Genomic DNA, 25,426 nt, shown 5'->3' on the forward strand with positions numbered 1-25,426 from the left:
CGATGCCGGAAGGTGCCGGGAGCTTTTTTATTCTTTTATTCTATCCTTGATCAGGCCGTAAAAGGAGCTTGTGTTTGATTGGAAACGCCAGCCAAGGTGTTCTCTGCATTTGGAGCATGAGCTTATCTGCCATGTGTACCCTGCAAACCAAGTGAATTCATTTGATGGAGGGCCGGATGTGGCACAGCCTGTAGCAGCAGAAAAGCATCTTATTTGAAAGACATAGCCATGAGGATTAAAAAATGAGTGTTCATGGTTGTCGTTGACTTTTGTTGAGAATGAGGTGTCAGTGATCCTGGCTCCGCATTCACGGCAGGTTATGGCTTTCTTTTCGGATTCGCGCAGTTCGTCCTTGTCCGCAACCTCTATGCCGGAATTTGTACCGGGAGGGGAGGACTTCAGGAAAGAACAGGGTAGAGGATTGTTGATTATTTGCATAATCTGATTGTAGCCTGTAGGGACGCTAAGAGCAAAGAAAAGAATATAATAGATAAAGAAAAAGGCTACTTTCTTTCGAAAGCAGCCTTTGAGCTATCTGGCTCCCCGGGAGGGACTTGAACCCCCAACCTAGTGATTAACAGTCACCCGCTCTGCCGATTGAGCCACCGAGGAATATTTTGTTGTTGCGGCGTTTTCCGCTGCAACGAAGATTGGTTCTACGGATTTGTCTTAAAGTTGTCAAACATTATCTTTAAATTAATTCAATTTTTTTAAAATTAGGTGGTTAAGCCTGTGTTTATGCGGGTTGAACATGGGGCGGATTTTCTGTTAGAGTCGTATTGTATCAGGTTGATTGAATTTTATTGGTGAGGGAGTTGCATGGAAATCAAAACAAAGATTGTCAGTTTAGCCTTCGGGATGGGGATGCTGTTTTGCGTTATTTTACCTGCTTTTGCCAGCGAAACTGTCAATGTTGCAACGGTATTGTATCCTCCCTTGGTTTTTGAGGAAGCAGAGCCTGAATTTGGTAAAGGCATGCTAAGGGATATTGTAACGGATGCTTTTGCTGTCGAAGACATTTCGGCTCAATATGATCTCTTGCCGATGTCCAGAAATGTCTGGTCGATTGTTAAACGTGTGCAGGACTGCTGTTTAGGGTCCATGGAATGGTTTAAGAGAAGAGGAATGGAAGATAAGGTAGAAGCTGTAGATATCATCCAGTTAAATTTTGTAGGCTTTTATCAAGCTAAACGATTTCCGGAAGGTGTTGTGTTTAACCGGCTTGAAGATTTGAATAGATATTCTTTTGGCAATGTGCGTGGCAGCAGTAGTCAGCGGGTCTTGGATGATGCTGGATTACAGACTGATTTGGCTTCCGATATCAGGATCAATTTTTTAAAATTGAATGCAGGGCGGTTTGATTTTGCCGTAGCTTTTCGTGTTACCGGGGAATACTTGATCTGGGAGCTGTTTCCGGAAAAAGCTCCAGAGTTCAGTTTTACCAGTAAGCCTATCCAGCAGATGAAGCTTTCAGTTATTTTTCAAAAACGAAACAGGCCGTTGAAGGAAAGGTTTATCAAAGGGTTGGGAAAAATAGCCCGCGACGGAACCTATTATTCAATCCTGAAAAGATATCATATGAACGGAGTTGTCCCTGAGGATGTTATTCCGGAGAACCTGAAGGGTATCGTGAAAAAGTAAAAGGCAATAAAAAGGGCTGCTTTCTTTTGAAAGCAGCCTTTGAGCTATCTGGCTCCCCGGGAGGGACTTGAACCCCCAACCTAGTGATTAACAGTCACCCGCTCTGCCGATTGAGCCACCGAGGAATATTTGTTGTTGAGGAGTTTTCCCCTTCAACGAAGATGGGTTCTACGGAGTTGTTGCGAGTATGTCAAATATTATCTTTAATTTAATTTAAATTTTCTTTAGACTTTCTTTCAGGGATTGATTTTGGTTGGAGAAGGTTGATGTTGTCAGCGTTGAGAAGGCTGTTTTCCAAAGGTCCATCTTTCGAAGTCCCGGTAGAGTCGATTTACGGGTATATATATTTAAATGTAGGGAAATGATTTTTAATGAACGAATGTGCAGGCGTGAAATTGGGCAGCTGAATGAAATGAAAAGAAAAAGGCTGCCTTCTTTCGAAAGCAGCCTTTGAGCTATCTGGCTCCCCGGGAGGGACTTGAACCCCCAACCTAGTGATTAACAGTCACCCGCTCTGCCGATTGAGCCACCGAGGAATATTTTGTTGTTGCAGCGTTTCCCGCTGCAACGAAGATGGGTTCTACGGATTTGCCGCGCACTTGTCAAACACTTTTTTTAAAAAATTTTTGTGCGCGAAAGTGAACTATTTAAAGATGTACTTTCTTGACGACAAAGGGTAATTAGCTTAGGCAATCAACGGATCTTGTATTTATCTAGAATTTATTCGGTTACGGAGAATTAATAACTTGAGCGGCAAGAAGAATAAGCAAATCAAGCTGGCAACCAAATCAGAGCATGTGCAGTCATTTATGCCCATGCTTGAGGCTCTGCAAGCTCAGAACGAACTCAATCAGGTTCTGAAGAATCGTGTGGAAAAAGCCTGTGGCCTTCTCGACGAAGGTGTTCCGCTTTACCCCAACAACTTCAGTAAAGATACAGAAGTCTCAGACATCTGGGATAATTATGACAATCTCGGAGGAGAAGAGCTGGAAGCTCTGGGCAAGAAATTCAAGCTTGCCGGTAGGGTTATCACTCACAGATCTTTCGGTAAGGTCGCATTCTTTCATCTTCAGGATCCTACCGGCAGGATTCAGGTATACGCAGCCAGGGATGATCTCGGCGCAGACCTGTACAAAATTTTTAAGAAATTCGATATCGGTGATATTGTCGGCGTTGAAGGAACACTCTTCAGAACCAAAACTGACGAGCTGACCGTTAAAGCTGATAGGGTAGATCTGATTACCAAATCCATGCGCCCGCTTCCTGAAAAGTACCACGGGCTCAAGGATGTGGAGACCAGATACCGCCAGCGTTATGTCGACCTCATCGTAACCCCACGCGCACGCGAAATTTTCCAGAAGCGTACCCTCATTGTCAGGGCTATTCGTAATTATCTGGATTCCAAGGGTTTCATGGAAGTGGAAACTCCCATGATGCACCCCATCGCAGGTGGTGCGGCAGCCCGTCCTTTTACCACCCATCACAATGCTCTTGATATGCAGCTTTATATGCGCATTGCGCCGGAGCTTTATCTCAAGCGTCTGTTGGTAGGTGGATTTGAGAAGGTTTACGAAATTAACCGTAACTTCCGTAACGAAGGTATTTCTGTAAGGCATAACCCTGAGTTCACCATGCTTGAATTCTACTGGGCGTATGCCAACTTCGAAAACCTTATGGATCTCACCGAAGAAATGATTTCTTCTGTTTGTAAGGAAGTTAACGGCGACACTGTCATTGAATATCAGGAAGAAAAGATTGATCTGACCCCTGGAGCGTGGCACCGCATGGCTTTCCACGAATCCCTTGAAAAGGTTGGCGGTGTTTCTCCTGAAGTCTACACTGACTATGATAAATGTAAGGAACTTGTTAAAAAGCTCGGTGAGAAAGCAGTTGAGGGCGAAAAGCTCGGTAAGCTGCAGGCCAAGCTTTTTGACGCACTGGTTGAGCCTAAGCTGATCCAGCCGCACTTCATTTATCACTATCCTACTGATATTTCTCCTCTTTCCAGAAGGAATGAGGAGAACCCGGATATTACTGACCGTTTTGAGCTGTTCATTTACGGTCGTGAACTGGCAAACGCCTTTTCCGAGCTCAACGATCCCGTTGACCAGCGCTGCCGTTTTATGGAGCAGGTTGCGGAGAAGGATGCCGGTGATGATGAAGCCCACAACATGGACGAGGACTATGTCCGCGCTCTTGAATACGGTATGCCTCCGGCTGCTGGACAGGGTATCGGGATTGACCGTCTGGTCATGCTTTTGACTGATAGTGCTTCCATCAGGGAAGTTATTCTGTTCCCGCTGCTCAGAACCGAAGGTGCTTCCGGTAATGGTGGCTCATGAAGTTTGAACTCTTCGTCGCACTGAGATACCTCTTTACACTGAGAAAGAATAATTTCATCTCAGTCATCTCTCTCTTTGCCGTGTGCGGCGTTGCTTTGGGCGTAGCAGCCCTGATTGTGGTGATAGGGGTTATGAACGGTTTTTCAACCGATCTCCGTGACAAAATTCTTGGAGTTAATGCCCACGTTATCGTGACCGCATATGACGGTACGCTTGAAAACTACCATCACATGACCGATAGAATTGAAAAGATTCCGGGCGTTACAGGTGTAACGCCCTTTATCTATTCTGAGGTTATGCTCTCCAGCAGCGGGGGAGTAAAAGGTGTTGTCCTTAGGGGTGTCGATGCTGATACCGCTAAAGGTGTATTGAGCCTTCCCGGAGATATGGTTTCTGGAAGTGTGGATAGTCTGTCAAAAGACAGCAAGATTCCGGAGATTGTTATAGGTAATCAGTTGGCGCGTCGCCTCGGACTTGTTATTGGCGATACTGTGAACTTGTTATCCCCGTCCGGTACTCGAACTGCCGCTGGATTTACCCCGAAAGTTAGGGTATTTAAGGTTGGTGGGATCTTTCGTACAGGAATGTATGAGTATGATTCTTCACTGGCTTACATCAGCAATACTGCAGCTCAGAAACTGCTAGGATTCAATCGGGATTTTGTTTCCGGCCTTGAAATTCGTCTCGCAGACGTATATGCAGTTGATAACATAGGTAAACTTCTGGACAAGGAGCTTGCCGGGTACCCGGTTCAAATCAGGAACTGGCAGGAAATGAATGCCAACCTGTTTGCCGCGCTCAAGCTTGAAAAGACCGCCATGTTCATCATTCTGGCAATGATCGTTATGGTCGGTTCATTCAGCATTATCACTACCTTGGTTATGCTGGTCATGCAGAAGACCAAGGATATTGCCGTGCTGATGTCCATGGGAGCGACTTCCGGGAGCATTAGAAGAATTTTTATGTTGCAGGGAACTTTGATCGGATTGATCGGAACAACCATCGGGTACTTGATCGGTATCCCGGTGGCTCTTTTGCTTAAAAAGTATCAGTTCATCAAGCTGCCTAGTAATGTCTATCCTGTGGACTATCTGCCCATCAGGATGGATTGGATGGATTTGACAATTATCGGTGTTGCGGCGTTTTTGCTCTGTTTTCTGGCTACTCTGTACCCTGCAAAACAGGCGGCTGCTTTGGAACCGGCACAGGCTTTAAGGTATGAGTAATTTGCTTTACGAACTTACTGATGTCGTAAAAGAATACGAAGGACCGACCGAGACTGTGCGGATTCTGGATCATGTCAATCTGACTGTTGATTCCGGCGAGTCCCTTGCCATTCTCGGGGCATCCGGGTCCGGCAAGACAACGTTGCTTCATATTCTCGGCACCTTGGATACCGCTTCCGGTGGAAATATCCATTTTGCGGGAATGAATATTAATGATATGACACCTGAAAAGCGGGCCGAAATTAGGAACAGGGGAATCGGTTTTGTTTTTCAGTTTCATCACCTTCTTCCGGAGTTTACCACTCTGGAAAATGTTGCTCTTCCTGCCATGATGGCAGGCATAGGTCAGGGGGATGCCTCTGATATGGCCCGTGAAGCCCTTGGGCTGGTAGGGTTGCAGAACAGGATTGATCACAGAGTGACGACTCTGTCAGGAGGAGAGAGGCAGCGTGCTGCCATAGCGCGTGCTATCCTCCTTAAACCAAAGGTCCTGCTTGCGGATGAGCCTACCGGTAACTTGGATGAGAAGACAGGGAAGATGGTCGGAGAAATGCTGGCTTCCCTTAATGAAGAGCTTGGAATGACGCTCATCGTGGTGACACACAACATGGATTTGGCCGGGGTTATGAAACGCCGGCTTGAGTTGCGTTCCGGAGAACTGTATGCCCAGAACTAGAATTCTGCTTTTACTGATTGCGGCAACTTTTGCTTTTCTGATTAATTTCGGAACAAGCAAGGCTCAGGCTGAAGATGCTTCAGGCATCATTATTGCCGTACTTCCTTTTGAAGTTAATGCTGACGCTGATACACAATACCTTAGAGACAGTTTACCTACTCTTCTTTCAGACAGATTGCGTGAAGCAGGATTCCGCGTAGTTGATCAGAAAAAGGTCGCGGGACTTGTCGATGAACAGGGTTATGAATTTTTGAATATTCAGGCTGCCAAGGATATGGCTCTCCTGTCCGGAGCGGGATATTCCATTTATGGTAGTTTCAGCCAGATCGGCGAAGATCTGAGCCTTGATGTTCGTCTTGTGGAAGCGTTCGGTATGAAACCGGCGGTTCCTCTTTTTGTTTCCCAAAAAGGGCTGATCAATCTTCTTCCGGCCGTAGATGAACTTGTTTCCAAGGTTAAGCTTGAATTGCTCAGTCAGGACAAGATTGCTGATATCGTAGTCCGTGGCTGCCGAGTCCTTGATAAAGATGTTATTCTGATGCGTACTAACATCAAGACCGGAGATATCTACACTCCTTCCAAGATTAACGCAGATCTCAAAAATATTTATGCTCTTGGCTACTTTGACGATGTTAAGGTCAAGGTTACCGATGTTCCCGGTGGTAAGCAGATCATCTTTGACGTCAAGGAAAGGCCCCGCATTCAGGCCATTTCAGTTAAGGGTGAAGACGCTATTGATTCTGAAGATATTTTGGCTGCTGTAAATACCAAGAAAGGCGCGGTAATGAACCCGAAGGTTCTCTCCGATGACTTGAACACCCTGCGTGAGATGTACCGCAAGGAAGGTTATTACAACGCCAAGATCGACTACAATATAGAAGGTGAAGGTGCGCAGGCACGATTGAATCTTAATATAGATGAAGGCAAGAAGCTTTATATCGAAGGTATTAAGATCGAAGGAGCTAAACAGCTTGATCCTGACGAGGTTAAGGCACAGCTGGCCTTGACTGAAAGGGGGTGGCTTTCCTGGTTCACCAAAACCGGTGTGCTTAAAGAAGAGCTGTTAGAACGTGATGCTGCTGCGATATTGGCTTATTACGGTAACCGCGGTTTTGTTGATGCCAAGGTCGGTGAGCCTGAGCTGGATATCAAGGAAGACGGAATTTTCGTTACCTTCAAAGTTAAAGAGGGTGATCGTTATAAAGTCGGTAAGGTCAGCTTTCAGGGAGACCTGATTGTTAAGAAATCCAGACTGCGTGAACTTGTTACTGCTGACGATATGTCTGACGGTGGCGAATATCTGGACCGTTCCCTCCTTCGTGAGGATATGAAGGCAATTTCTGATTTTTATTCCAACTATGGTTATGCCTATGCTGAAGCAAATATTCAGTTTGATCAGCATACAGATGATAAGTCCGTAGATATTACTTTCATCATCTCCAAGCGCCAGAAAGTTCATATCCGCAGAGTTATTATTGAAGGTAACGCCAAGACTAGGAACAACGTTATCCTGCGCGAAATGCGTCTTGCTGACGGTGACCAGTTCAGTGGTTCCAAGCTGCAACGTTCAATTGTTCGTCTGAACAAGCTGGACTACTTCAGTGAAGTTGATATCGAACCTCTGCCTACCGGTGACCCCGGTGAGATGGATCTCAAGGTCAAGGTTAAGGATAAAAACACCGGTATGGTCAGCGGCGGTATCGGTTACTCAACCTCCGACAGTGTCTTTGTCTCTGCAAAGATTACCGAACGCAACCTCTTCGGTCGCGGTATGGAATTCTCCCTTAACGGTGGTTGGAGCTCCAAGACTATCAGTTATGGTATGAGCTTCTACAACCCCCGCATCGACGATACTCTCTGGGGCGGCGGTTTTAACACCTACTGGCGTAATGATGACTTTACCGATTATGATAAACAGACCATCGGTGGCGTTGTCTCTGCCGGTTATCCTCTCGGCGAGTACACCAATTTCTATACCAACTACCGCTTGGACTTCTATACGATTTCAGAAGTTGGAACCAACGCGGCGCAGTCGATCAAGGATATTGAAGGTGACAACTGGTCAAGCGTAATTACCGCCGGTATTAAACGTGATACTACCAACAAGGCTTTCAACCCATCCACCGGTACTGTGAATAACCTTGTTGTCGAAATGGGTGGTGGTGTCCTCCTGGGTGATGACTCTTTCGTGAAATACACCTATGACTCCAACTTCTTTACCCCGGTGTTCTGGGATCTGGTTTTCCATTGGAAAGGTAGTGCCGGTTTTATCCATGACAACTTCGGTGGCGGCGAAATTCCAGTGTTCGAGCGTTTTTACCTCGGTGGTATCAACACCGTACGCGGTTATGACAGCCGTGAAATCTCACCCCGTGACGGAGACACAAATGACCGCATCGGTGGTAACAAGATGTTCTACATGAACTTTGAACTCTTGTTCCCCATCAATGAAGAGCTTGGTCTTGTCGGTGTCGGTTTCTTCGATATTGGTAACGCTTGGGATGATGGCCAGAGTTTCTTCCATGATACCAAACAGGCAGATGGATCAGAACTCTTCCTCGGTATGTACAAGAGTGTCGGTGCCGGAATTCGCTGGTTCTCCCCCATGGGACCGATCAGGGTAGAGTACGGTTACGGACTTGATAGGCTCGAAGACAGTTCAAGACATAAGATTGAATTCTCTATGGGACAGTTCTTCTAGCAGAATTTAACATATTAATGTAAACGAAGGGCATGCCGGTTTTCGGCATGCCTTTTCGCCTGATTATCAGATAGGAATTATAAGGAGTAAGTTTAAATGCGTAGAATTCTTTTTGCAGTATTGGTTCTGGTTTTTGCTTTTCAGACCCCGGCGATTGCCGCTCCTCAGAAGATAGCAGTTACTTCCATGGCTAAACTGATCAAAGATTCCGAAATCGGTCAGGAAGCTCAGCAGAAAATGGAAAAGAAATTTGCGTCTGCAAAGAAACAGCTTGAAGCCAAGCAGAAGGAACTGGAAACCCTGAAGCAGGACCTCCAGAAGCAGAGTCTCGTTCTTTCCCTCGAAGCAAAGCAGGACAAAGAGCTTGAGTTCAAGCGTAAGGTAAGGGACTTTCAGGATTTGACTCAGGCTACCCAGCGCAAGATGCAGATTGAACAGAAAAAGGTTGGAACTCCCGTTCTCGAACTTCTTCAGAAGGTTGTAAACGAATTCGGTAAAAAGAATGGTTATACCGCCATCTACGACAAGAAATCCTCCGGTTTTCTCTACGTTGATGAAACTATCGATGTTACCAATCAGCTTATGCTTGAAATGAACCGTGCTTACAGAGCCGGCAAGAAGTAGGACCGTATGCTTCTTTCTGAACTTGCAGGTCTTATCGGCCTAAAGATGGCTGGAAAGGATAAGGAAATTTCAGGTCTGAATACCTTGGAATTAGCCGGACCAACGGAGCTGTCTTTTCTGGCTAATGCTAAGTATGAATCTGCCCTTGCGGTTACTAAGGCCGGTGCGGTTGTACTTGAGGAAAAGTACGCCGATCAGGTTGAGTCCGCTCTGATCAGCGAGAATCCTTATATGGATTTGGCTAAGGCGATGCATGTATTTGCTCGTCCTCAGGGATGTCTGGAAGGAATCCATGAGTTAGCCTTTATCCATCCTGACGCGGATGTTGATGACAGCGCAACTGTTTATCCGTTCGCCTTCATAGGTAAAGGAGTAAAAATAGGCCCTAATTGCAAAATTTTTTCCGGTGTTTATATCGGCGAAGATGTTGTATTGGGACCGGGATGTATAATTTATCCCAATTGTTCAATCATGGCTGGTACAGTTATTGGTACTGGGGGCATTGTTCAGCCCGGAGCGGTTCTCGGTGGCGATGGTTTCGGATATGCTCAGGTTTCCGGAAAGCATGTGAAGATTCCCCAGATCGGGACGGTAGAGCTCCAGGATCAGGTTGAAATCGGAGCTAATGCCTGTGTTGACCGTGCTGCTTTGGACGTTACCAGAATCGGCGCCGGCTCCAAGATTGATAACCTTGTCCAGATTGCTCATAACGTAACAACCGGTGAAGATTGCCTTGTTATCTCGCAGTCCGGTGTTGCCGGCAGCACCAAGCTTGGCAAGGGCGTTATTCTTGCTGCACAGGCCGGTCTTGTTGATAACATCAAGATAGGCGATGGTGCTATTATCGGAGCTCAGGCCGGGGTTACCAATGATGTCCCGGCCGGATTCATGGGTGCCGGTTCTCCGCTGCTTGAGAAGGGCAATTTCTTGAGATCTTCTATTTACCATCGTAAACTGCCTGATATGGCTAAAAAAATGTCTGTGTTAGAAAAGCGCATAAAGGCATTGGAAGCAGAATTAAGCAAGGAAGATTAAAGTGAGTAAATCAACTCCTGATGTTATAGATATTAAAAAGATTATGGGGATGCTTCCCCACCGTTATCCTTTTTTGCTCGTTGACAGAGTGGAAGAGATCACCCCCGGTGAGTCCATTAGAGCATATAAGAACGTAACCATGAATGAGCCTTTTTTTCAGGGGCATTTTCCCGGTCTTCCGGTAATGCCCGGTGTGCTCATTGTGGAAGCTCTGGCTCAGGCTGGTGGAATCATTGTCCTCAGCACAGATGAAATTGATACCGAGGACAAGGTTTTCCTGTTCACCGGAATCAATAAGGTAAAATTCCGCAGGCCTGTTGTGCCCGGGGACAAACTTGTGCTCGAAATCAGCGATGTAAAACGCAAAATGCACATTTGGAAAATGAAATGTGTTGCAACTGTTGATGGTGAAGTCGCCGCTCAGGGTGAAGTTTCCGCAGCTATTGTAGACAAGGAGTCCATGTAGTGGCTACTGAAATTCATCCCACAGCCATCGTTGATTCTGGTGCGCAGCTGGGAGATAATGTTAAGATCGGTCCTTTCTGTATTATTGAAGGGAACACCATTATCGGTGATAACTGCACTCTTGACGCGAATGTTCAGATCAAGTCATTTTCCCGTATGGGAAATGGGAACACCCTTGACAGCGGTGTAGTTGTCGGCGGTCTGCCCCAACACCTCGGATTTAAAGGTGAGGATACATGGGTAGAAATAGGCGATAACAACATTTTTCGTGAATATGCTACAATCCACCGCGCAACCGGTGTTTCTATCGGCCGTGAAAGTACTGTCATCGGCAGTAACTGCATGCTTATGGCATATACCCACGTTGCCCATGACTGCGTACTGGGTGACCATGTAATCATGGCCAGTTCAGCTAACCTTGCCGGACACATTGATGTCGGTAACTACGTTACCATCGGTGGTATGTCCGGGGTTCATCAATTCGTTCGTATTGGTGATTATGCTTTCGTGGGTGCCATGTCCGGTTTTGGGCAGGATATTCCCCCGTACATGATTGCAACCGGCGTTCGCGGTGCCTTGCAAGGTCCGAACTCTATCGGACTGAGAAGAAACGGTTTCACTGCCAAGACTTGTAATGCTCTTAAAAAGGCATATAAGCTTATTTTCCGGTCGGAAATGCCCCGGAAGGATGCTTTGGTTGCTGCTGAAGAGCAGTTTGCTGATATTCCGGAAGTATTAAACCTCGTTGAATTTATTCGTGCCAGCAAAAGGGGAGTCACCTCCGCCGGGCACGGTTCTAAATAGTATGACAAATAATACTGAGACAATTGGTCTTATTGCCGGGGGGGGACAATTCCCCCTCTTGGTTGCAAAAGGAGCCGCAGCACAGGGAAATCGTGTTGTGGCTGTTTTTTTTAAAGGTCATTCAAATTTTGAAGTCAGTGAGTATACGGATGCCTCCGTTGAGCTTAAGCTTGGTCAACTTAACAAGTTGATTTCCTTCTTCAAGCAGAATGGAGTCAGCAAGGTGGTTATGGCCGGGACCATTAACAAGCCAAAGGCTCTTGATATCCGCCCTGACTTCCGAGCCGCCAAGCTGCTTTTCAAGCTTGCTACCAAAGGTGATGATGTTCTGCTCAGGGCCATTGCCGGTGAGTTCGAAACTGAAGGAATGGAAGTGGTCGGTCCTCATGAATATGCGCCTGATTTGCTTACTCCGGCTGGTTTTTTGACTAAGCGCAAGCCTAATGATGTTGAGCGTGGTGATCTTGTCTTTGGATGGAAGATTGCCCGAGAACTGGGCAGGCTTGATATCGGTCAGTGTGTTGTCGTTCGGGAAGGAATTGTGGCTGCTGTTGAAGCTATTGAAGGGACTGATGCCGCAGTTAAGCGTGGATGCGAGCTTGGCGGGAAAGGCTGCTGCATAGTCAAAGTTTTCAAGCCCGGTCAGGAAAAGCGGGTAGATATGCCCTCAATCGGCCTTAAAACCATTCAAGGGATGAAAGAGCTTGGAGCTACCTGTTTGGGAGTTGAAGCTGGTAAAAGTCTTTTTTTCGATCTCGAAGAATCCGTTAGGTTTGCCGAGAAGCATGGAATTACCATTGTAGGGTTGAATCAGGACTTGATTGATAAAGAATTATCTTAAGAATCATTGAACTCCTCTTTTTATCTATTATTATCTAAGGATAAGGTGGATATTGGGAGGAGTTTTTGGTTATGTTGTCTGATAAGCGTCTATCGATCATTATTTCATTGATTTTATATGTTTTGGGCCTTGCCGCAAAAGTTCAGGCCAAAAGCGATGTGTACTGGCCTTACTTTAATCTTCCTCCCCTTAGCATTTCTCATGAAGATGGGCATTTTACAGGAATAGGTCCGGAGCTTGGTGTCCTGTTGCAATCGCAGATGCCTGAATACGGACACCAGATAATTGCCGCTTCACCACTTAAAATTTTTCAGTCTGTTCGGGAAGGCCGCAACTGGATTCTCAGCGGAGTTCTTAAAACTCCATCACGCGAAGACAATCTTTATTACTCTAAGTTACCCTGCCGGATGACGTGGACTATATTGGCTGTTATCCGAAAAGGAGACAGCGAGTATCTCGACTCTAAAGGTCAATTCAGGGCTGAAGCTGCCTTAAGTGATTCCAAATACCGATTTGGTTATGTAAAAGGGATTGATTACGGTGATTTGGAGAGTCTGGTTTTCAATCATATTCACAGCCAAGGGCGGGCTTTTTCTTCAAATGATTTTGATAAATTGATGCAATTGCTGATTCTAGAGAGGATAGATTTCTTTTTTGCCGGACCTATGATTGCTGATTTTATTTTGCGGGATTCCAATCTCTCGGATCAGATAGACATTGTGCCTTGTCTGGAGATCCCGGTTAAACCAATTTATGGTTACTACGCCGTTCCCAAGACAGAGTGGGGGCGTAAGGTCATAGCTGAAATAGATTCTACTTTAGAGAGTGTTATCCGATCCGGTGAGCACAGAAAAATATTACAGCGATGGACTCCGAAGCAGTTCAATGCATTTTTCGACCGGGATTACAAGGCCGGGTTTGAAGATGCCCTGATTAATAAATAAAAAAGGCACCGTCGTTAACATAGACGGTGCCTTTTCTTATTAAGCTTTGCCGCAACAGGAGCCGGGAACGCATCCTTTAGAGGAAGGGTTGGCTCCGCAACATCCGGTCCCTGCTGAATCAGGTTTGTTCGGAGTATCCTTACCTGTCAGGGATGATGTTGACGACATAAGTTTTTCTCCGGTATCTTTCCCACAGGAAGGGCATGGGCCGGGAGTACTTCCTGCACTGGCAATCTCTTCGTAAACAGCACCGCATTCACGGCATTTGTATTCGTAAATAGGCATATTCTGGATTTATTCGGCGAAAATGTTTTCGGGAATGTAGGGATGTGTGCCTTCAATGACCTCACATCCTGCCTTTGATTTAATTTTTTTGAGTAGTACGTCCTTGTGAGGACAGTGCATGGTTATGCAAGGGGCAACAAAAACCTTGTTAGGGATTTCTCCCATAGGAGCATTCCATAGTTTTATGTTGGCCATTCTTGTCACAATTCCTGATCCCGGACAACCTCCACAGCCTACAATTGCAGTAAGCTCTGCATCATCTGCGCAATTGGCAAATTCTCCGGCACGTCGGTTAAAGCCCACCATACAACGTGAGCATCCAGTACAAACATCATCCATTGCCTGACTGCATCCAAGAATGAGGATCTTTTCCTTACCCATGCTTACTCTCCTTTAAAGGTTTGCTTCCATTTTATTCCAGATCGTTTCAATTTTTTTTCCCAAGCCGTCCGGATCATATTCAACTACAGATTGTCCAGCCAACTGGGCTTTTGAAAAAATTGTGTCGTAGGGCAGTTCGCCAGCCAGAAGAATTTCTTTTTCAGCGCAGAAGGATTTAATTTCATTCTCCTGATCGGCGTTGATTCCGCATTTATTGATGATAGCCATGGATGGAATTCTAAAATGCTCAGTCAACTTGTGAACCCTTTTCAGGTCATGCACTGCGGAAATGGTCGGTTCTGCCACAAATACGGCTAAATCTGCGTTGGTCAGAGAGGCGATTACCGGACAACCGACGCCGGGAGAACCGTCAACCAGCACCAGTTCGGCACCAAGTTCTTCACCTATTTCTGCGGAAGCATTGCGGACAGTGGTAACCAGCTTACCGGAATTTTCTTCACCTATGCCCAGCTCGGCATGGATCATCTGTCCGAAGCGGGTTTCAGAACGGAACCACTGACCGCAGAGTCTGGGAGAAGTTGAGACCGCTTCAACAGGACAGACATATGAACAGACTCCGCACCCTTCACATTTTTCAGACATTACGGTGAAGTCTGCGGATATGGCATCGAATTTACAATGTTCGGCACAGAGACCGCATTGAGTGCAGAGCTCGGGGTTTATCTCCGGGCGTTCGCCGCTGAAAAAGTCGTGTGTATCCCTGATCTCAGGGTGCAGGATCAGATGCAGGTCGGCTGCATCAACATCACAGTCCGCGAGGACTTTCTTGGGACCGAGTGAAGCAAGGCCGGATACTACGCTGGTTTTTCCGGTACCGCCTTTTCCGCTGATAACTACTAATTGTTTCATTCTATTGTGCTCCGCTCACTTGTTCTTGGATGGAAGACCAGATTTTTGCGAATTCATCTTTGAATCCGGGAATGTTTTCGTAGAGCAGATCGCCCTTTGAATAACTGGAAGCGGCTTCACGGCTGTGCGGCAGGGAGCCGAGCAGGGGGACTTTTTTTTCTGCAAGATATTTTTCCACCCGGTCATCACCCATTCCGGCACGGTTGATAACTACCCCGCAGGGCATGTTCAGGGTCTGCATCAGCTGCACTGCCAAATTAAGGTCATGCAGCCCGAATGGCGTGGGTTCAGTTACGAGCACTACAAAATCAGTGTCATCAATGGATTCCACCACCGGACAGGATGTTCCGGGGGGGCAATCCAGAATGTTCACCTCTGCCCGGGGGGATATTTTCTTAACTGCCTTGATCAGAGGAGGAGACATTGCTTCACCGATGCGCAGTAAGCCCCTTGTAAAATCGATATTACCGGCTTTGCCTGTGGAAGTTGTTCCGATGAGACGTTTGCCTTCACTGATGGCATCTGCTGGGCAGGCCAGTTCGCATAGTCCGCAGCCGTGGCATAGTTCAGAAAAGCTGAGTACGGAATTAACCATCCAGATGAGTGATTTAAAACGACAGAGTTCAATGCATTTCCTGCACGATTCTCCGATGCATTTATCTTCATCAATAGCCGGAACAGGCAGGAATTCATCTCTTTCGTCACTGAGATCCGGGTTCAGGAAAAAGTGGGCATTGGGTTCTTCAACATCGCAGTCGGTGAAACTTACACTTTTACCCATGGAGTCAAGGTAGGCGGCAAAATTGACGGCAACAGTGGTTTTACCTGTGCCGCCCTTGCCGCTGGCAATTGCTATCTTCATATCAGGTCCTTAAAAATGGTTCCAAGATCAAATCTTGGAACCATTAATTATTTATTCATTTCAGCTCTAAGTCTTTGGTTTTCGGCTTCAAGGTCGGCGATACGTCTTTCAAGATCGTTTGCATACCGGTCAGTCTCGAATTGCTGATTCTGCATTCGCCCGCAGGAACCGTCGCGGCGTCTTAAGCCGAGCCCCTGTCCGCGTCCGACACCCATGCCTTGTCCCATTCCGGGGCCCATGTTGTTGGCATTCTGCCTGAAGCCTGCGCCTCTTCCTCTGGACATTCCGGCTCCGCAAGGACCCTGGCCCCGACCGGCCCTTTGGGAGCTATTGTTATTTCTGTTGGTAAATGGCATTGTTTGCTCCTCTGTTTAAGTTGTTGTCACTTTGATATAAGCAACAGCCGTGCCTTGGTAGTAAGTATCATAAATTCAGTATCTTATTGCATGGCGTAAATGTTTTCATGTTGATGTACGGGCTAAAAACAGGCCCTTTTTTCTCGCTAGTGGAATCAAAATTAGCCCAGCTCTTTTAGGTTGGGAAAGGTATAGTATGAGAACTCATTTGGATTGCCTGCCATGCTTTTTGAAAATGGCTCTTGCGGGGATCAGGGAAACCTGTCCCGGTCGGGAAGATATTCATGAAAAAGTTGTAAAGCATTGGGCGGCCGGTTTTGCCTCTGCTGATTTGAGTGAATCTCCTCCCTCTCTGGCCGGGCGGCTTTTTCGGGAGGTTGCAGATTATGTTGGCGAGATTGATATTTTTAAAATCCAGAAGGAAGAAGCCAACAAGCGTGTTTTAGAGCTTTTGCCGGAAGTAAAGAATAAGGTTCAAGCCAGTGATGACCCGTTGCTGGCGGCTATGGGCGTGTCCATTATCGGCAACTACATGGATTGTGCAGTCATGGGTGAATATGACTGGGAAGCTGAGCTTGAAAACCTTGAGCATGGCCTCGATCATGATGCTTTCAGTAAGTTTGTCCATGAAGTACGCGAGCATAAATCGTTGCTGGTACTTGGTGATAATGCCGGGGAAATCGGGCTGGATACAATTTTGACTGGATTGTTGCGAGATGAAGGTGTTGACGTAACATATGCTGTGCGAGGTAAGAATATTCTCAATGATGCCACTGTGGTAGATGCAAAAGTTGTTGGCATGACTGATTTATGCGAAGTGGTTACTTCCGGTGTGGATACTCCCGGAACAGTGCTTAACCGTTGCAGTCCAGAATTCCTTGTCCGTCTTGATGAATCGCCTGTGGTGCTCAGTAAAGGGCAGGGTAATTTCGAATCCCTTTGGGGTGTCAGGCCGGATGTTTACTATGCTTTCAAAGTAAAGTGTCCGGTTGTGGCTGATGTGACCGGGCATCCCATGAAGACTTCATTGTTCTGTCAGGAAAAGTAATTTAGGCAGGGTAATCTGTTTCTCTGGAATTCCCTTACCTTTTCCCGGTTAATAACGTAATAGTTTGTGGGCGGGGTAATTTTTTATATACGGGTGCTGGCAGTGCTTTCGCGGGTAAAAAAACTTTTTTGGATTCTGTTTATCCTTTTTGACCTCAGTCTTCTGGCTGCGGTGGTTGGAGGTGTGTTTTATCTTGAGTCAGATGAACCGCGCATTGCTCTTGAAGATATTCTCAGCGAAAAGCTTGAACGGGAAGTCCGTTTCAATAAAAATTTAGATCTGATTTTTTATCCATGGCTGGGGGTGGATACCGGTCCGGTAACTGTTTCAGCTCCTGCAGATTCAGGCTATCCCCATCAGCTTACCGTTCAAGGTATCGACTTCAAAGTACGCTTGATTCCATTGCTTTGCGGGGAACTGGAGGTCGATACAATCATTGTGGATTCTCCCTCACTCCATGTGGACCGCCTCAAAGACGGTTCTTTAAATCTCCCCCTTCTCGGGTCTGATAACGGCGCGGAGAATGATAATTCCGGGATAAAATATTTCGAAAGCATCAGCGTCCGGGGGCTCAGCGTTTTAAATGCAACATGCTCGTACAGTGATAAAGAGATCGGTAATTCCTTCACGGTTTCAGGAGTGAATGTACGTACCGGTCTGCTGCGTAAGGGTACTCCGTTAGCATTTGATCTTAGTGCAATGCTTGATGCAGCTTTGTTCAATCTCAAAGCACAGGCAAATCTTAAGGGACTGATGGATTTCTCAGTGCAGGAGAAACAGATATCCCTTTCCGAGACTTCTCTGTCTGTGACGGTTGAGAGCGATGAGTTGCTTGGCAAAGATGAGGTTGTTGAAGGTATCGCTTCTCTCGATTTCAACCTTGTTGAGGGGATGATTGATGTTAAGGGGCTGGTGTTGCAAGGAGCCGGGGTACGTTTAAGCGGTTCTGCAAACTGCACTGATATTTATCATGCGCCTGATTTTAAAGGTTCTCTCAAATCGACCCGTTTTGATCCCAAGAAAGTTTTTTCCAGATTTACGCCTATTCCAATTCCGGCTGAGTTCAAAGATATTTTGAATGTTGCTTCCTTTGAAATGGATTTCCATTCTACATTGGAAAAGACCGAGCTTTCGCACATGGTTCTGGCGGTTGATAAGACGGTCATCAAAGGGGATTTTTCGCTTAAGGATTACCGCAGACCGTGGCTTGAATTTGATGTGCATGCTGATTACGTGAATTTTGATCCCTATGCGAAGCTTCTTGATCTGGAGAAAAAGATTAACGGCAACGGTACTGTCGGTAAATCTGAACCTGAGCCGATGAAAAATCCGTTGCGCGATATGGTAATTGCCGATCTGGTGAAGAAGATTCCCTGTAATGGTAAAGTGCAGCTGGACCGTTTTGTTTATGACGGAATCAACTTGGATAATGTGAAACTGGCAGTTTCTCCGGGACCGAAGGTCGCTAGTTTAAGTATTGGCAAAGGGGCTTATTTGGATGGTGATTTCGGCTTGTCCGTTGATTTGGGCTTTGATGAGCGCCGTGAAAAGGATGTGCTTTACTTGAGCGGACAAGGCGCAGTCTCTCCGTTCTCTTTGGTCCGTATTCCGCTTAAGGTAGACGGTTTAAAATTTCATGCCGGAAGGGCTGCTTTAAAGCTGAACTACCTGCGCTCCAATGGCCGCACTCCCGGAGAACTGGTCCGTAATCTCAAGCTTGATTCCAATTTTGAGGGTAATGGAGTTGTTGCTGATTTGGGCTTCAAGAACGTACCTGATAAGTTGAAAAAACTGCGGGTTAAACGAGCCGGATTATCGTTGAAATTTGCACCCTTGTCCGGGGATACGCCTCTGGGATTAGTCGGTCGTATGGTTGACCTGAAACTGTCCGGTTCTTTTCTGGAGCCGGAGGGGGCTTTTAAGGGCGGTTTCAACGGCGGTGTGTTGACCAGCAGGTTTGATCCGGCAAATGTTGAGATCAGAAATGGAAAGCTGGGCTTTTCCATTGGCGGCAAAGGTGTCCCGGTTCTCAAGAAAGATGTTTCTCTTGTTGTTTCCGGTAGTGGAGCAGTTAAGTCCGGTGATTTGAAGCTGGATAATTTTGCTTTGAAGAGCGGTAAGATTCATTTGTCCGGCTCTGTGGATGCCCGCAGGCTGGGCAGTGAGACAGCTTCCGCAAATGGGGTGCTTAAGCTTCCCAAGGTCTCCTGTTCGGAGTTTTTTGATCTTTTCGGGGTCGAAAAACCGGAAACTCAGGCTTCTGATGCATTTGAGTCTGTTTCGCTGGATTCCTCTTTTCAGCTTAATGGCGAGAACCTCACCTACCGGGTAAACAAGGTCAGCCTTGATGAAGCTGAGGCTGAAGCTACTTTTCAGGTTAGTGATTTCAAAAAACCGTTTCTGAACTTTGTAATTAAAGGCGACAGGGTGGATGTGGATCGTTTCCTGCCGCCTGATGTCTTTGGTTCTAATCATGAAGGGAAAACTAAGGAAAACGGGTTTAAGGAAGTTCAGAACTTTAAATTCCCGGAATGGCAGTTCCCGGATGAATTGCTCGGAGCTATCAATGCCAGCGGAAAGGTAGAGTGTAATTATTTCCGTATTTTTGATTTTGCGGGCAGCAGTCTCAGTGCTGACGTGGATATGAAGGATCAGGTTATCGGCATTAATAATATGCAAGGTAAGTTTCATGAAGGTAATCTGGCTGGCAAGCTCGATCTGGGTCTTAAGAACGGAACTGTTTCATTGGATACAGACATTGAGGTCCGTAAATTTCATGCCGGATTGTTTTTTGCTGATTACGTGGGCCGTGACTGCGTGAAGGGCACGACCGATGCTTCCCTCAAGTTGAGTGGGCATTCCACCGCCAATATTGACTTTGTGAATACCATGACCGGAGGGCTGGCCTTTAAGATTGTTGACGGTTCTTACCTTTTTGTTGCTACAGCTGAAGAAGACATGAAGCAAAAGAAATCCCCCAGCCCAACCCGTTTTTCCATTATGTCCGGTGTTGTTAACGGCAAGGACGGCCGGTTCAAGGTTGGTAATTATCTTTTAAAAACTGACTACCTGACCGCTACGGCTAAGGGAGGATTCAGCTTTCCTGAAGATTCCATCGATGTGCAGGTCAATGCGGATATTATCAAGCTGCCGAATCTTTACCTGAAGCTCGTAAATGCTTTTCTTGACGCTATGACCGGAGTCAACGTGGCTGTTACAGGAAAGCTCAGTGATCCCAAGGTTGAGGTTAAGGGCCTTGAACGGTGGAGTGATGTGCTCAATGATGTGCTTGGCCTTCCGGAGCAGTCTTTTATGTTTTTCAGGAAGCTTATATTCTGATATGGTTCAACAAAATTGATATTTGTGTAGTGATGCTTTCAGTTACATATTCATAATCCAGCAGGGGGACGCGATGACCGGTGGAAAAGTTGGAAAACGGATTTCCGAGTTTTTCCTGAATGATATTTGGGACTGGAGTTCTTCCCATGTCAGCGGCCCTTTAAAAATCATGCATACCATGGCCCGGGTGGGCTATCTTGTCACTATCGGATTCCTGAAGGATCAATGCATCATTCGTGCGTCCGCCCTTACATTTACTACAATGCTATCCATTGTCCCGTTTCTTGCGGTGGCTTTTTCTTTGATGAAGGGAATGGGCTTTCAGGACTCAAGTTATATCCAAGAGATGCTGCTTAAAGTTTCCGCCGGAAGGGAAGAGGTGGTCGGGAAGATTCTTGAGTATGTGGACAATACCAATGTTCAGACTCTCGGTTGGATCGGGGTTGCAACTCTGCTTTTCACCGTACTTTCCACTGTGGGAACAGTTGAGAAAGCTTTCAACATAATCTGGAAGGTCAGTCACGGGCGTACTTTCTGGCGCAAATTTACAGATTTTTTCTCGGTAATTTTCATTTGTCCGGTGGCGGTTATCGTTGCCACAAGTGTCAGTGTTTCCATTAAGAAGCAGGCCATTTTGCAACAGTTTGAAGGTCTCTACGGAATCACGGAGCTGGAAAGTTTTTTGATTAGCCTGACTCCCTTGGTGCTTATCTGGCTGTCTTTTACTTTTATATATGCTTTTATGCCTAATACCAGAGTGAGGATAACCAGTGCTCTGGCTGGCGGGATTGTGGCTGGAACGGTCTGGCAGATGGCTCAGTGGGCCTACATTAACTGGCAGATCGGGGTAACCAAGTATAACGCTATTTACGGAAGTTTTGCCCAGCTGCCACTCTTTTTGGTTTGGCTTTATGCCAGTTGGGTGATAGTCCTGCTCGGCTCGGAGATAAGTTACGCTGTACAGAATGTGATGCTTTACAGGCAGCAGAAGTTTATGCCTGATGCCGGGGTGGAGGATATGCAGAAGTTTTCCTTGCTGGCACTCAGTTTGATGACTTTGCGTTTTGAGAACTCCCAACATCCCTATGATTTAGAGGAACTTGCCGAAGAGATTGGCGTTCCTGTCCGGTTCATCTCGCCGCTGTTGGATAAATTTGTGGGAAGTGGGGTTCTGGTTAAAGGGGAAGAAGATGGTAAAGAGCTATACTCTTTTGCCGTTTCCCCCCGTAACCTGACTATGTTGCAGGTTATGGGTATTCTTTCAGGTTCAGGCAAGGGGGCCAGTTCTGTGGTTGAAAATCCGGGAATGCTTTTTGTCTCTAAGATGATCGATGATGTTAAAACTGTTATTCGTGAAAGCGGATGCGATGTGTCTCTTTCTGATTGTGCTGAAAACATGGATAAATTTTTGAAAAAACTTCCTGCCGCTCCCGAGGACGGTTAAGCATGAAATTTTCCGGCATCAATCTTCTGGATGAACTTGAACGTGCTGAATTTGAAGATATCCGTAGTGTTTTTGGTGAGCGCAGGTTTAAGAAAGGGGCGGTTATTTTTGCTCCTGATACTGAGGATGATCTTGTATTCATTGTCGCAAAAGGCCGGGTGCGCATTTATCTTGCTTACGAATCCAAGGAATTTACTCTCGGGATACTCGGTCCCGGTGATCTTTATTCGACCCATGCCGGATGTTTTGTTCAGGCTTATGAGGACGGCATGCTGCTGACCACCGGTGTCCAGTCGGTAAAACGCTGCATGGCTGACATACCTCTTTTCAACCGCACTATGGTCCGCGTTTTGGGTAAGATTCTGCAGAATTCTTTTTCCGTAATTGACGGATTGGTTTTCAAAGATATCAATTCCCGGTTTTGCGCTTATCTGTACAAGGAAGCCGCTCAATACGGTAAATCAGTTGACGGCGGTATAGAGATCAATCTCAACCTGACTACCGAGCAACTCTCCACTCTGCTTGGCGCCACCCGCCAGACCGTATCTACCTTGCTGAACAATCTTATACGCGAAGGAATCCTTGTCCGTATTGACCGGTCCTATTGGCTTGTTTCTGATCTTGAGCAACTGAAGTCAGCCGCTGAAAGTTAATGTGACTAAATGTTAAATAACCATGTGATTTTTAGTGCTGTTTGCTGATCACGGGTTGTAAAGCGTATCAAATATCAAAAAATATACTTCTTTTGTCGGCTACCCGACAAACATATTGTGTCCGACTTGTTACGTTAGATTAATAGGAATGAGTCGGAAGTTTTTTCATGCTTCCGGCTAAAACAGGGAGGATAGGTTAATGGCGAAAGACCCCCGTCCGGCTGAAGAACTGACAATTTGGGAAGATGCCCGTGCGATGATTAACAAAGCGCGTGCCGAGGGCATTGAAACTGTGCATGAGAGGTTGCAAAAGCAGACTCCGCATTGCAAATTTTGCGAGCTTGGTACCAGCTGCCGTATCTGTACCATGGGGCCGTGCAAAATTACCCCCAAATCTCCGCGCGGTGTATGCGGCGCTGATGCGGACGTAGTGGTGGCAAGGAATTTTGGACGTTTTGTTACTGGTGGAGCAGCAGGGCATTCTGATCATGGTCGTGATCTGATTGAGGTGTTGGAAGCGATCGTTGAGGGTGAAACCAAGGACTACAAAATTACCGATGAGGAAAAACTGCGCCATATTTCCGCAGAAATCGGAATTGAAACCGAAGGACGTGACATCATGGACATTGCCCGTGATGCCATGGAATGCTTTTTTGGTGATTTCGGCAGCCGCAAGAAACAGGTCTCCTTCCTGTCCCGCGTACCTCAGAAGCGCAAGGACATCTGGGCTAAGCTGGGTGTTACCCCGCGCGGTGTTGACCGCGAAATAGCCGAGATGATGCACCGTACCCATATGGGCTGTGATAACGACGCACCTAATACCCTTCTACATGCGGCTCGGACTTCACTTGCTGACGGCTGGGGCGGTTCCATGATCGGTACTGAGCTTTCAGACGTTATTTTTGGAACCCCGACTCCGTCCATGTCGCAGGCCAACCTCGGCGTAATCAAGGAAGATAAAGTTAATATCCTTGTGCACGGACATAATCCCGTTGTATCTGAAATGATTCTGGCTGCTTCCCGCGATCCTGAGATTGTTGCTGAAGCAAAGGCCGCCGGAGCAGCAGGCATCAACATCGCAGGTCTCTGTTGTACCGGTAACGAATTGCTTATGCGTAAAGGCATACCGATGGCCGGGAACCACCTTATGACCGAGCTGGCAATTCTGACCGGAGCGGTTGAGGCCGTGGTTGTTGATTATCAGTGTATCATGCCCAGTCTTGTGCAGATTTCCGGCTGCTACCATACCAGATTTATCGATACCGCAGCCAAGGCCCGTTTCACCGGGGCAACCCATTTTGATATTCACCCGCACAACGCTTACGAACAGGCCACAGAGATAGTGCGTCTGGCTGTTAAAGCATATTCCGAGCGTGATGCTTCCCGTGTGGACATCCCCTGTGAGCCTGTGGAAATCATGACCGGATTCTCCAACGAGGCCGTCATCTCCGCACTGGGCGGCTCTCTTGATCCGCTGGTAGAGGCCATTGCCGCCGGGGATATCCGTGGCGCTGTTGGAATTGTCGGCTGTAACAACCCGAAGTTCCAGCAGGATTCCATGAATGTGGGGCTTGCCAAGGAATTGATCAAGAAAGATATTCTCGTTTTGGTTACCGGATGCGTAACCACTGCGGCAGGTAAAGCCGGGCTGCTGGTTCCAGGTGCCATTGAAATGGCCGGCCCCGGACTCAAGAAGGTCTGTGGGGCTTTGGGAATCCCGCCGGTTCTGCATTACGGCTCCTGCGTGGATAATGCCCGCATTCTGCAGCTTTGTGCCGCGCTGGCTGATGCCTTGAATGTAGACATCAGTGATCTGCCGGTTGGAGCATCTTCCCCTGAGTGGTATTCGGAAAAAGCTGCAGCAATCGGTCTTTATGCCGTAGCCAGTGGAATTTATACCCATCTCGGACATCCGCCGAATATTCTTGGTTCCGAGACCGTGACCAATATTGCTGTATCCGGCCTTGAAGATCTGGTCGGTGCTTCGTTTGTCATTGAGTCTGATCCGGTCAAGGCTGCAGAGCTCTTCGATGAAAGGATCAAGGCCAAACGTAAAGGTCTTGGTTTAAGCGAGTAGGGGAGTTGAGTATGAAGCTGGCATTTGCAGGCAAGGGTGGCGTAGGTAAAACTTCCATTACTTCGTGGATGGCAGATTGGATGGCCCGGAGCGGACAGAATGTCTGGATGATTGATGCAGACACGGCTTTGTCGCTGGGGCAGGCCTCCGGTCTAGAGGCTGATTCGCTTCCAGTTCCTGTTTCTTCAAGAACCGATCTGGTCAGGGAACGGATACATGAGGAAGGTTTTCTCAATCTAAATCCTGACGTAGGTGACCTGCCGGAAGAGCTTGCGGTGGAACTTCCGCTTCATGAAGAGCCTTTTCCCGGTGTCGAACCGGGTAAGAAAAGGCTGCTGGTAATGGGCGGGCTTTCCAATGCGGGTGGCGGTTGCGCCTGTGATGCCAATGCCTTGCTTAAAGCTCTGCTGGCTCATATTGTGATGGACAGTGATGATTGCGTTCTGGTTGATCTTGAAGCCGGGGTAGAGCATCTCGGAAGGGGTACAGCAATGCACGTTGACGGATTAGTGATTGTCAGTGAACCTTCCATGCGCAGCTTCCAGACTGCTTCTGAAGTGGGGCGCATGGCCTCGGAGCTGGGACTGGATAATCAGGTGCTGGTTATCAATCGCTATTTGGGTGGCGAGCCACCCAAGCTGGAGTATTTGCCGGATAAGCGGTTCACCATGCCGCAGCTGTCCGGCTTGGTTGAACGCCAGATGTCAGACGGTAGTGTCCTCAATCTGCCGGAGTCTGTGGAGATTGATGTGATAATGGAAAAGATAGTCAGCACATTGCAAAAAATGACTAAAGCATAAAACAAAAGACCT

At 47.0% G+C, this 25,426-nt stretch carries 23 protein-coding genes and 3 tRNA genes; 17 read left to right on the forward strand and 9 right to left on the reverse strand.

Going from position 1 to position 25,426, the window contains the following annotated elements:
* Positions 1 to 27: 27 nt before the first annotated feature.
* Both ACKU40_RS03090 and ACKU40_RS03095 read right to left on the reverse strand, forming a co-directional pair.
* Positions 28 to 438 (reverse strand): cereblon family protein, encoded by a 411-nt coding sequence (locus tag ACKU40_RS03090; RefSeq protein ID WP_320175066.1) that lies wholly within the window; start codon positions 436 to 438, stop codon positions 28 to 30.
* 98 nt (positions 439 to 536) lie between these two features.
* Positions 537 to 612: transfer RNA gene (locus tag ACKU40_RS03095), tRNA-Asn, on the reverse strand.
* A 207-nt stretch (positions 613 to 819) separates the two neighbouring features.
* Here ACKU40_RS03095 and ACKU40_RS03100 point away from each other — a divergent pair.
* Positions 820 to 1,641 carry a transporter substrate-binding domain-containing protein gene (locus ACKU40_RS03100; RefSeq protein ID WP_320175067.1) on the forward strand — a complete coding sequence of 274 codons (822 nt, stop codon included), beginning with the start codon at positions 820 to 822 and terminating at the stop codon, positions 1,639 to 1,641.
* A 49-nt stretch (positions 1,642 to 1,690) separates the two neighbouring features.
* Here ACKU40_RS03100 and ACKU40_RS03105 read toward each other — a convergent pair.
* A tRNA-Asn gene (locus tag ACKU40_RS03105) sits at positions 1,691 to 1,766 on the reverse strand.
* Between the two features lie 335 nt (positions 1,767 to 2,101).
* Positions 2,102 to 2,177, reverse strand: a tRNA-Asn gene (locus tag ACKU40_RS03110).
* Between the two features lie 279 nt (positions 2,178 to 2,456).
* Here ACKU40_RS03110 and lysS point away from each other — a divergent pair.
* The 10 genes from lysS (at position 2,457) to ACKU40_RS03160 (ending at position 13,299) form a co-directional block, all read left to right on the forward strand.
* Positions 2,457 to 3,983 (forward strand): lysine--tRNA ligase, encoded by a 1,527-nt coding sequence (lysS, locus tag ACKU40_RS03115; protein WP_320176359.1) that lies wholly within the window; start codon positions 2,457 to 2,459, stop codon positions 3,981 to 3,983.
* Positions 3,980 to 5,209: a lipoprotein-releasing ABC transporter permease subunit gene (locus ACKU40_RS03120; protein WP_320175068.1), complete on the forward strand. Its 1,230-nt coding sequence runs from the start codon at positions 3,980 to 3,982 to the stop codon at positions 5,207 to 5,209. Before lysS ends, ACKU40_RS03120 begins: the two co-directional genes overlap by 4 nt.
* Positions 5,202 to 5,885 carry an ABC transporter ATP-binding protein gene (locus ACKU40_RS03125; protein WP_320175069.1) on the forward strand — a complete coding sequence of 228 codons (684 nt, stop codon included), beginning with the start codon at positions 5,202 to 5,204 and terminating at the stop codon, positions 5,883 to 5,885. Before ACKU40_RS03120 ends, ACKU40_RS03125 begins: the two co-directional genes overlap by 8 nt.
* Positions 5,872 to 8,586, forward strand: a complete 2,715-nt coding sequence (gene bamA, locus ACKU40_RS03130) for an outer membrane protein assembly factor BamA (RefSeq protein WP_320175070.1) — start codon at positions 5,872 to 5,874, stop codon at positions 8,584 to 8,586. Before ACKU40_RS03125 ends, bamA begins: the two co-directional genes overlap by 14 nt.
* Positions 8,587 to 8,682: 96 nt before the next feature.
* Positions 8,683 to 9,210: an OmpH family outer membrane protein gene (locus ACKU40_RS03135; protein ID WP_320175071.1), complete on the forward strand. Its 528-nt coding sequence runs from the start codon at positions 8,683 to 8,685 to the stop codon at positions 9,208 to 9,210.
* 6 nt (positions 9,211 to 9,216) lie between these two features.
* Positions 9,217 to 10,245: a UDP-3-O-(3-hydroxymyristoyl)glucosamine N-acyltransferase gene (gene lpxD, locus ACKU40_RS03140; protein ID WP_320175072.1), complete on the forward strand. Its 1,029-nt coding sequence runs from the start codon at positions 9,217 to 9,219 to the stop codon at positions 10,243 to 10,245.
* Between the two features lies 1 nt (position 10,246).
* Positions 10,247 to 10,711 (forward strand): 3-hydroxyacyl-ACP dehydratase FabZ, encoded by a 465-nt coding sequence (gene fabZ / locus ACKU40_RS03145; protein ID WP_407944323.1) that lies wholly within the window; start codon positions 10,247 to 10,249, stop codon positions 10,709 to 10,711.
* Positions 10,711 to 11,514, forward strand: a complete 804-nt coding sequence (lpxA, locus tag ACKU40_RS03150) for an acyl-ACP--UDP-N-acetylglucosamine O-acyltransferase (protein WP_320175073.1) — start codon at positions 10,711 to 10,713, stop codon at positions 11,512 to 11,514. Before fabZ ends, lpxA begins: the two co-directional genes overlap by 1 nt.
* A gap of 1 nt (position 11,515) precedes the next feature.
* Positions 11,516 to 12,355 carry a UDP-2,3-diacylglucosamine diphosphatase LpxI domain-containing protein gene (locus tag ACKU40_RS03155; protein WP_320175074.1) on the forward strand — a complete coding sequence of 280 codons (840 nt, stop codon included), beginning with the start codon at positions 11,516 to 11,518 and terminating at the stop codon, positions 12,353 to 12,355.
* A gap of 71 nt (positions 12,356 to 12,426) precedes the next feature.
* A complete protein-coding gene (locus ACKU40_RS03160; RefSeq protein WP_320175075.1) occupies positions 12,427 to 13,299 on the forward strand; it encodes a transporter substrate-binding domain-containing protein in 873 nt (290 codons plus the stop codon).
* 39 nt (positions 13,300 to 13,338) lie between these two features.
* On the opposite strand, the gene ACKU40_RS03165 is transcribed toward ACKU40_RS03160, so the two are convergent.
* Genes ACKU40_RS03165 through ACKU40_RS03185 form a run of 5 tightly spaced genes read right to left on the reverse strand, consistent with a single transcriptional unit; the run spans position 13,339 to position 15,981 of the window.
* Entirely contained in the window at positions 13,339 to 13,584 is a 246-nt protein-coding gene (locus tag ACKU40_RS03165; protein ID WP_320175076.1) for a zinc ribbon domain-containing protein, read from the reverse strand.
* 9 nt (positions 13,585 to 13,593) lie between these two features.
* Positions 13,594 to 13,965 carry a CGGC domain-containing protein gene (locus tag ACKU40_RS03170; RefSeq protein WP_320175077.1) on the reverse strand — a complete coding sequence of 124 codons (372 nt, stop codon included), beginning with the start codon at positions 13,963 to 13,965 and terminating at the stop codon, positions 13,594 to 13,596.
* A gap of 12 nt (positions 13,966 to 13,977) precedes the next feature.
* On the reverse strand, positions 13,978 to 14,835 hold the full coding sequence (locus ACKU40_RS03175) for a 4Fe-4S binding protein (RefSeq protein WP_320175078.1): 858 nt from the start codon (positions 14,833 to 14,835) through the stop codon (positions 13,978 to 13,980).
* Position 14,836: 1 nt separating this feature from the next.
* Entirely contained in the window at positions 14,837 to 15,697 is an 861-nt protein-coding gene (locus ACKU40_RS03180) for an ATP-binding protein (protein ID WP_320175079.1), read from the reverse strand.
* Between the two features lie 47 nt (positions 15,698 to 15,744).
* The gene (locus tag ACKU40_RS03185; protein WP_320175080.1) at positions 15,745 to 15,981 is read right to left on the reverse strand and encodes a hypothetical protein; all 237 of its coding nucleotides are present in this window, start codon (positions 15,979 to 15,981) and stop codon (positions 15,745 to 15,747) included.
* A gap of 268 nt (positions 15,982 to 16,249) precedes the next feature.
* On the opposite strand from ACKU40_RS03185, the gene ACKU40_RS03190 reads away from it, so the two are divergent.
* The 6 genes from ACKU40_RS03190 to ACKU40_RS03215 all read left to right on the forward strand — a co-directional run bounded on the left by ACKU40_RS03190 (position 16,250) and on the right by ACKU40_RS03215 (position 25,414).
* Positions 16,250 to 17,101: an ARMT1-like domain-containing protein gene (locus tag ACKU40_RS03190; RefSeq protein ID WP_320175081.1), complete on the forward strand. Its 852-nt coding sequence runs from the start codon at positions 16,250 to 16,252 to the stop codon at positions 17,099 to 17,101.
* Between the two features lie 102 nt (positions 17,102 to 17,203).
* On the forward strand, positions 17,204 to 20,440 hold the full coding sequence (locus tag ACKU40_RS03195; RefSeq protein WP_320175082.1) for an AsmA family protein: 3,237 nt from the start codon (positions 17,204 to 17,206) through the stop codon (positions 20,438 to 20,440).
* A 73-nt stretch (positions 20,441 to 20,513) separates the two neighbouring features.
* The gene (locus ACKU40_RS03200; protein WP_320175083.1) at positions 20,514 to 21,884 is read left to right on the forward strand and encodes a YihY/virulence factor BrkB family protein; all 1,371 of its coding nucleotides are present in this window, start codon (positions 20,514 to 20,516) and stop codon (positions 21,882 to 21,884) included.
* Between the two features lie 2 nt (positions 21,885 to 21,886).
* Complete coding sequence (locus ACKU40_RS03205; RefSeq protein WP_320175084.1) at positions 21,887 to 22,537, forward strand: Crp/Fnr family transcriptional regulator; 651 nt, start codon at positions 21,887 to 21,889, stop codon at positions 22,535 to 22,537.
* A gap of 199 nt (positions 22,538 to 22,736) precedes the next feature.
* Entirely contained in the window at positions 22,737 to 24,614 is a 1,878-nt protein-coding gene (cooS, locus tag ACKU40_RS03210; protein ID WP_320175085.1) for an anaerobic carbon-monoxide dehydrogenase catalytic subunit, read from the forward strand.
* An 11-nt stretch (positions 24,615 to 24,625) separates the two neighbouring features.
* Positions 24,626 to 25,414, forward strand: coding sequence for an ArsA-related P-loop ATPase (locus tag ACKU40_RS03215; RefSeq protein WP_320175086.1), 789 nt, complete (start codon positions 24,626 to 24,628; stop codon positions 25,412 to 25,414).
* Positions 25,415 to 25,426: the final 12 nt, after the last annotated feature.

The sequence above is a fragment of the Maridesulfovibrio sp. genome, from assembly GCF_963666665.1.
In the GTDB taxonomy this organism is placed as follows: Bacteria; Desulfobacterota; Desulfovibrionia; order Desulfovibrionales; family Desulfovibrionaceae; genus Maridesulfovibrio.

Bases quoted from the DNA above. Each gene is read 5' to 3' on its own strand.
- ACKU40_RS03090 (WP_320175066.1), bottom strand. From the start codon at position 438: ATGCAAATAATCAACAATCCTCTACCCTGTTCTTTCCTGAAGTCCTCC.
- ACKU40_RS03100 (WP_320175067.1), top strand. From the start codon at position 820: ATGGAAATCAAAACAAAGATTGTCAGTTTAGCCTTCGGGATGGGGATG.
- lysS (WP_320176359.1), top strand. From the start codon at position 2,457: ATGCTTGAGGCTCTGCAAGCTCAGAACGAACTCAATCAGGTTCTGAAG.
- ACKU40_RS03120 (WP_320175068.1), top strand. From the start codon at position 3,980: ATGAAGTTTGAACTCTTCGTCGCACTGAGATACCTCTTTACACTGAGA.
- ACKU40_RS03125 (WP_320175069.1), top strand. From the start codon at position 5,202: ATGAGTAATTTGCTTTACGAACTTACTGATGTCGTAAAAGAATACGAA.
- bamA (WP_320175070.1), top strand. From the start codon at position 5,872: ATGCCCAGAACTAGAATTCTGCTTTTACTGATTGCGGCAACTTTTGCT.
- ACKU40_RS03135 (WP_320175071.1), top strand. From the start codon at position 8,683: ATGCGTAGAATTCTTTTTGCAGTATTGGTTCTGGTTTTTGCTTTTCAG.
- lpxD (WP_320175072.1), top strand. From the start codon at position 9,217: ATGCTTCTTTCTGAACTTGCAGGTCTTATCGGCCTAAAGATGGCTGGA.
- ACKU40_RS03155 (WP_320175074.1), top strand. From the start codon at position 11,516: ATGACAAATAATACTGAGACAATTGGTCTTATTGCCGGGGGGGGACAA.
- ACKU40_RS03160 (WP_320175075.1), top strand. From the start codon at position 12,427: ATGTTGTCTGATAAGCGTCTATCGATCATTATTTCATTGATTTTATAT.
- ACKU40_RS03165 (WP_320175076.1), bottom strand. From the start codon at position 13,584: ATGCCTATTTACGAATACAAATGCCGTGAATGCGGTGCTGTTTACGAA.
- ACKU40_RS03170 (WP_320175077.1), bottom strand. From the start codon at position 13,965: ATGGGTAAGGAAAAGATCCTCATTCTTGGATGCAGTCAGGCAATGGAT.
- ACKU40_RS03175 (WP_320175078.1), bottom strand. From the start codon at position 14,835: ATGAAACAATTAGTAGTTATCAGCGGAAAAGGCGGTACCGGAAAAACC.
- ACKU40_RS03180 (WP_320175079.1), bottom strand. From the start codon at position 15,697: ATGAAGATAGCAATTGCCAGCGGCAAGGGCGGCACAGGTAAAACCACT.
- ACKU40_RS03185 (WP_320175080.1), bottom strand. From the start codon at position 15,981: ATGTCCAGAGGAAGAGGCGCAGGCTTCAGGCAGAATGCCAACAACATG.
- ACKU40_RS03190 (WP_320175081.1), top strand. From the start codon at position 16,250: ATGAGAACTCATTTGGATTGCCTGCCATGCTTTTTGAAAATGGCTCTT.
- ACKU40_RS03200 (WP_320175083.1), top strand. From the start codon at position 20,514: ATGACCGGTGGAAAAGTTGGAAAACGGATTTCCGAGTTTTTCCTGAAT.
- ACKU40_RS03205 (WP_320175084.1), top strand. From the start codon at position 21,887: ATGAAATTTTCCGGCATCAATCTTCTGGATGAACTTGAACGTGCTGAA.
- cooS (WP_320175085.1), top strand. From the start codon at position 22,737: ATGGCGAAAGACCCCCGTCCGGCTGAAGAACTGACAATTTGGGAAGAT.
- ACKU40_RS03215 (WP_320175086.1), top strand. From the start codon at position 24,626: ATGAAGCTGGCATTTGCAGGCAAGGGTGGCGTAGGTAAAACTTCCATT.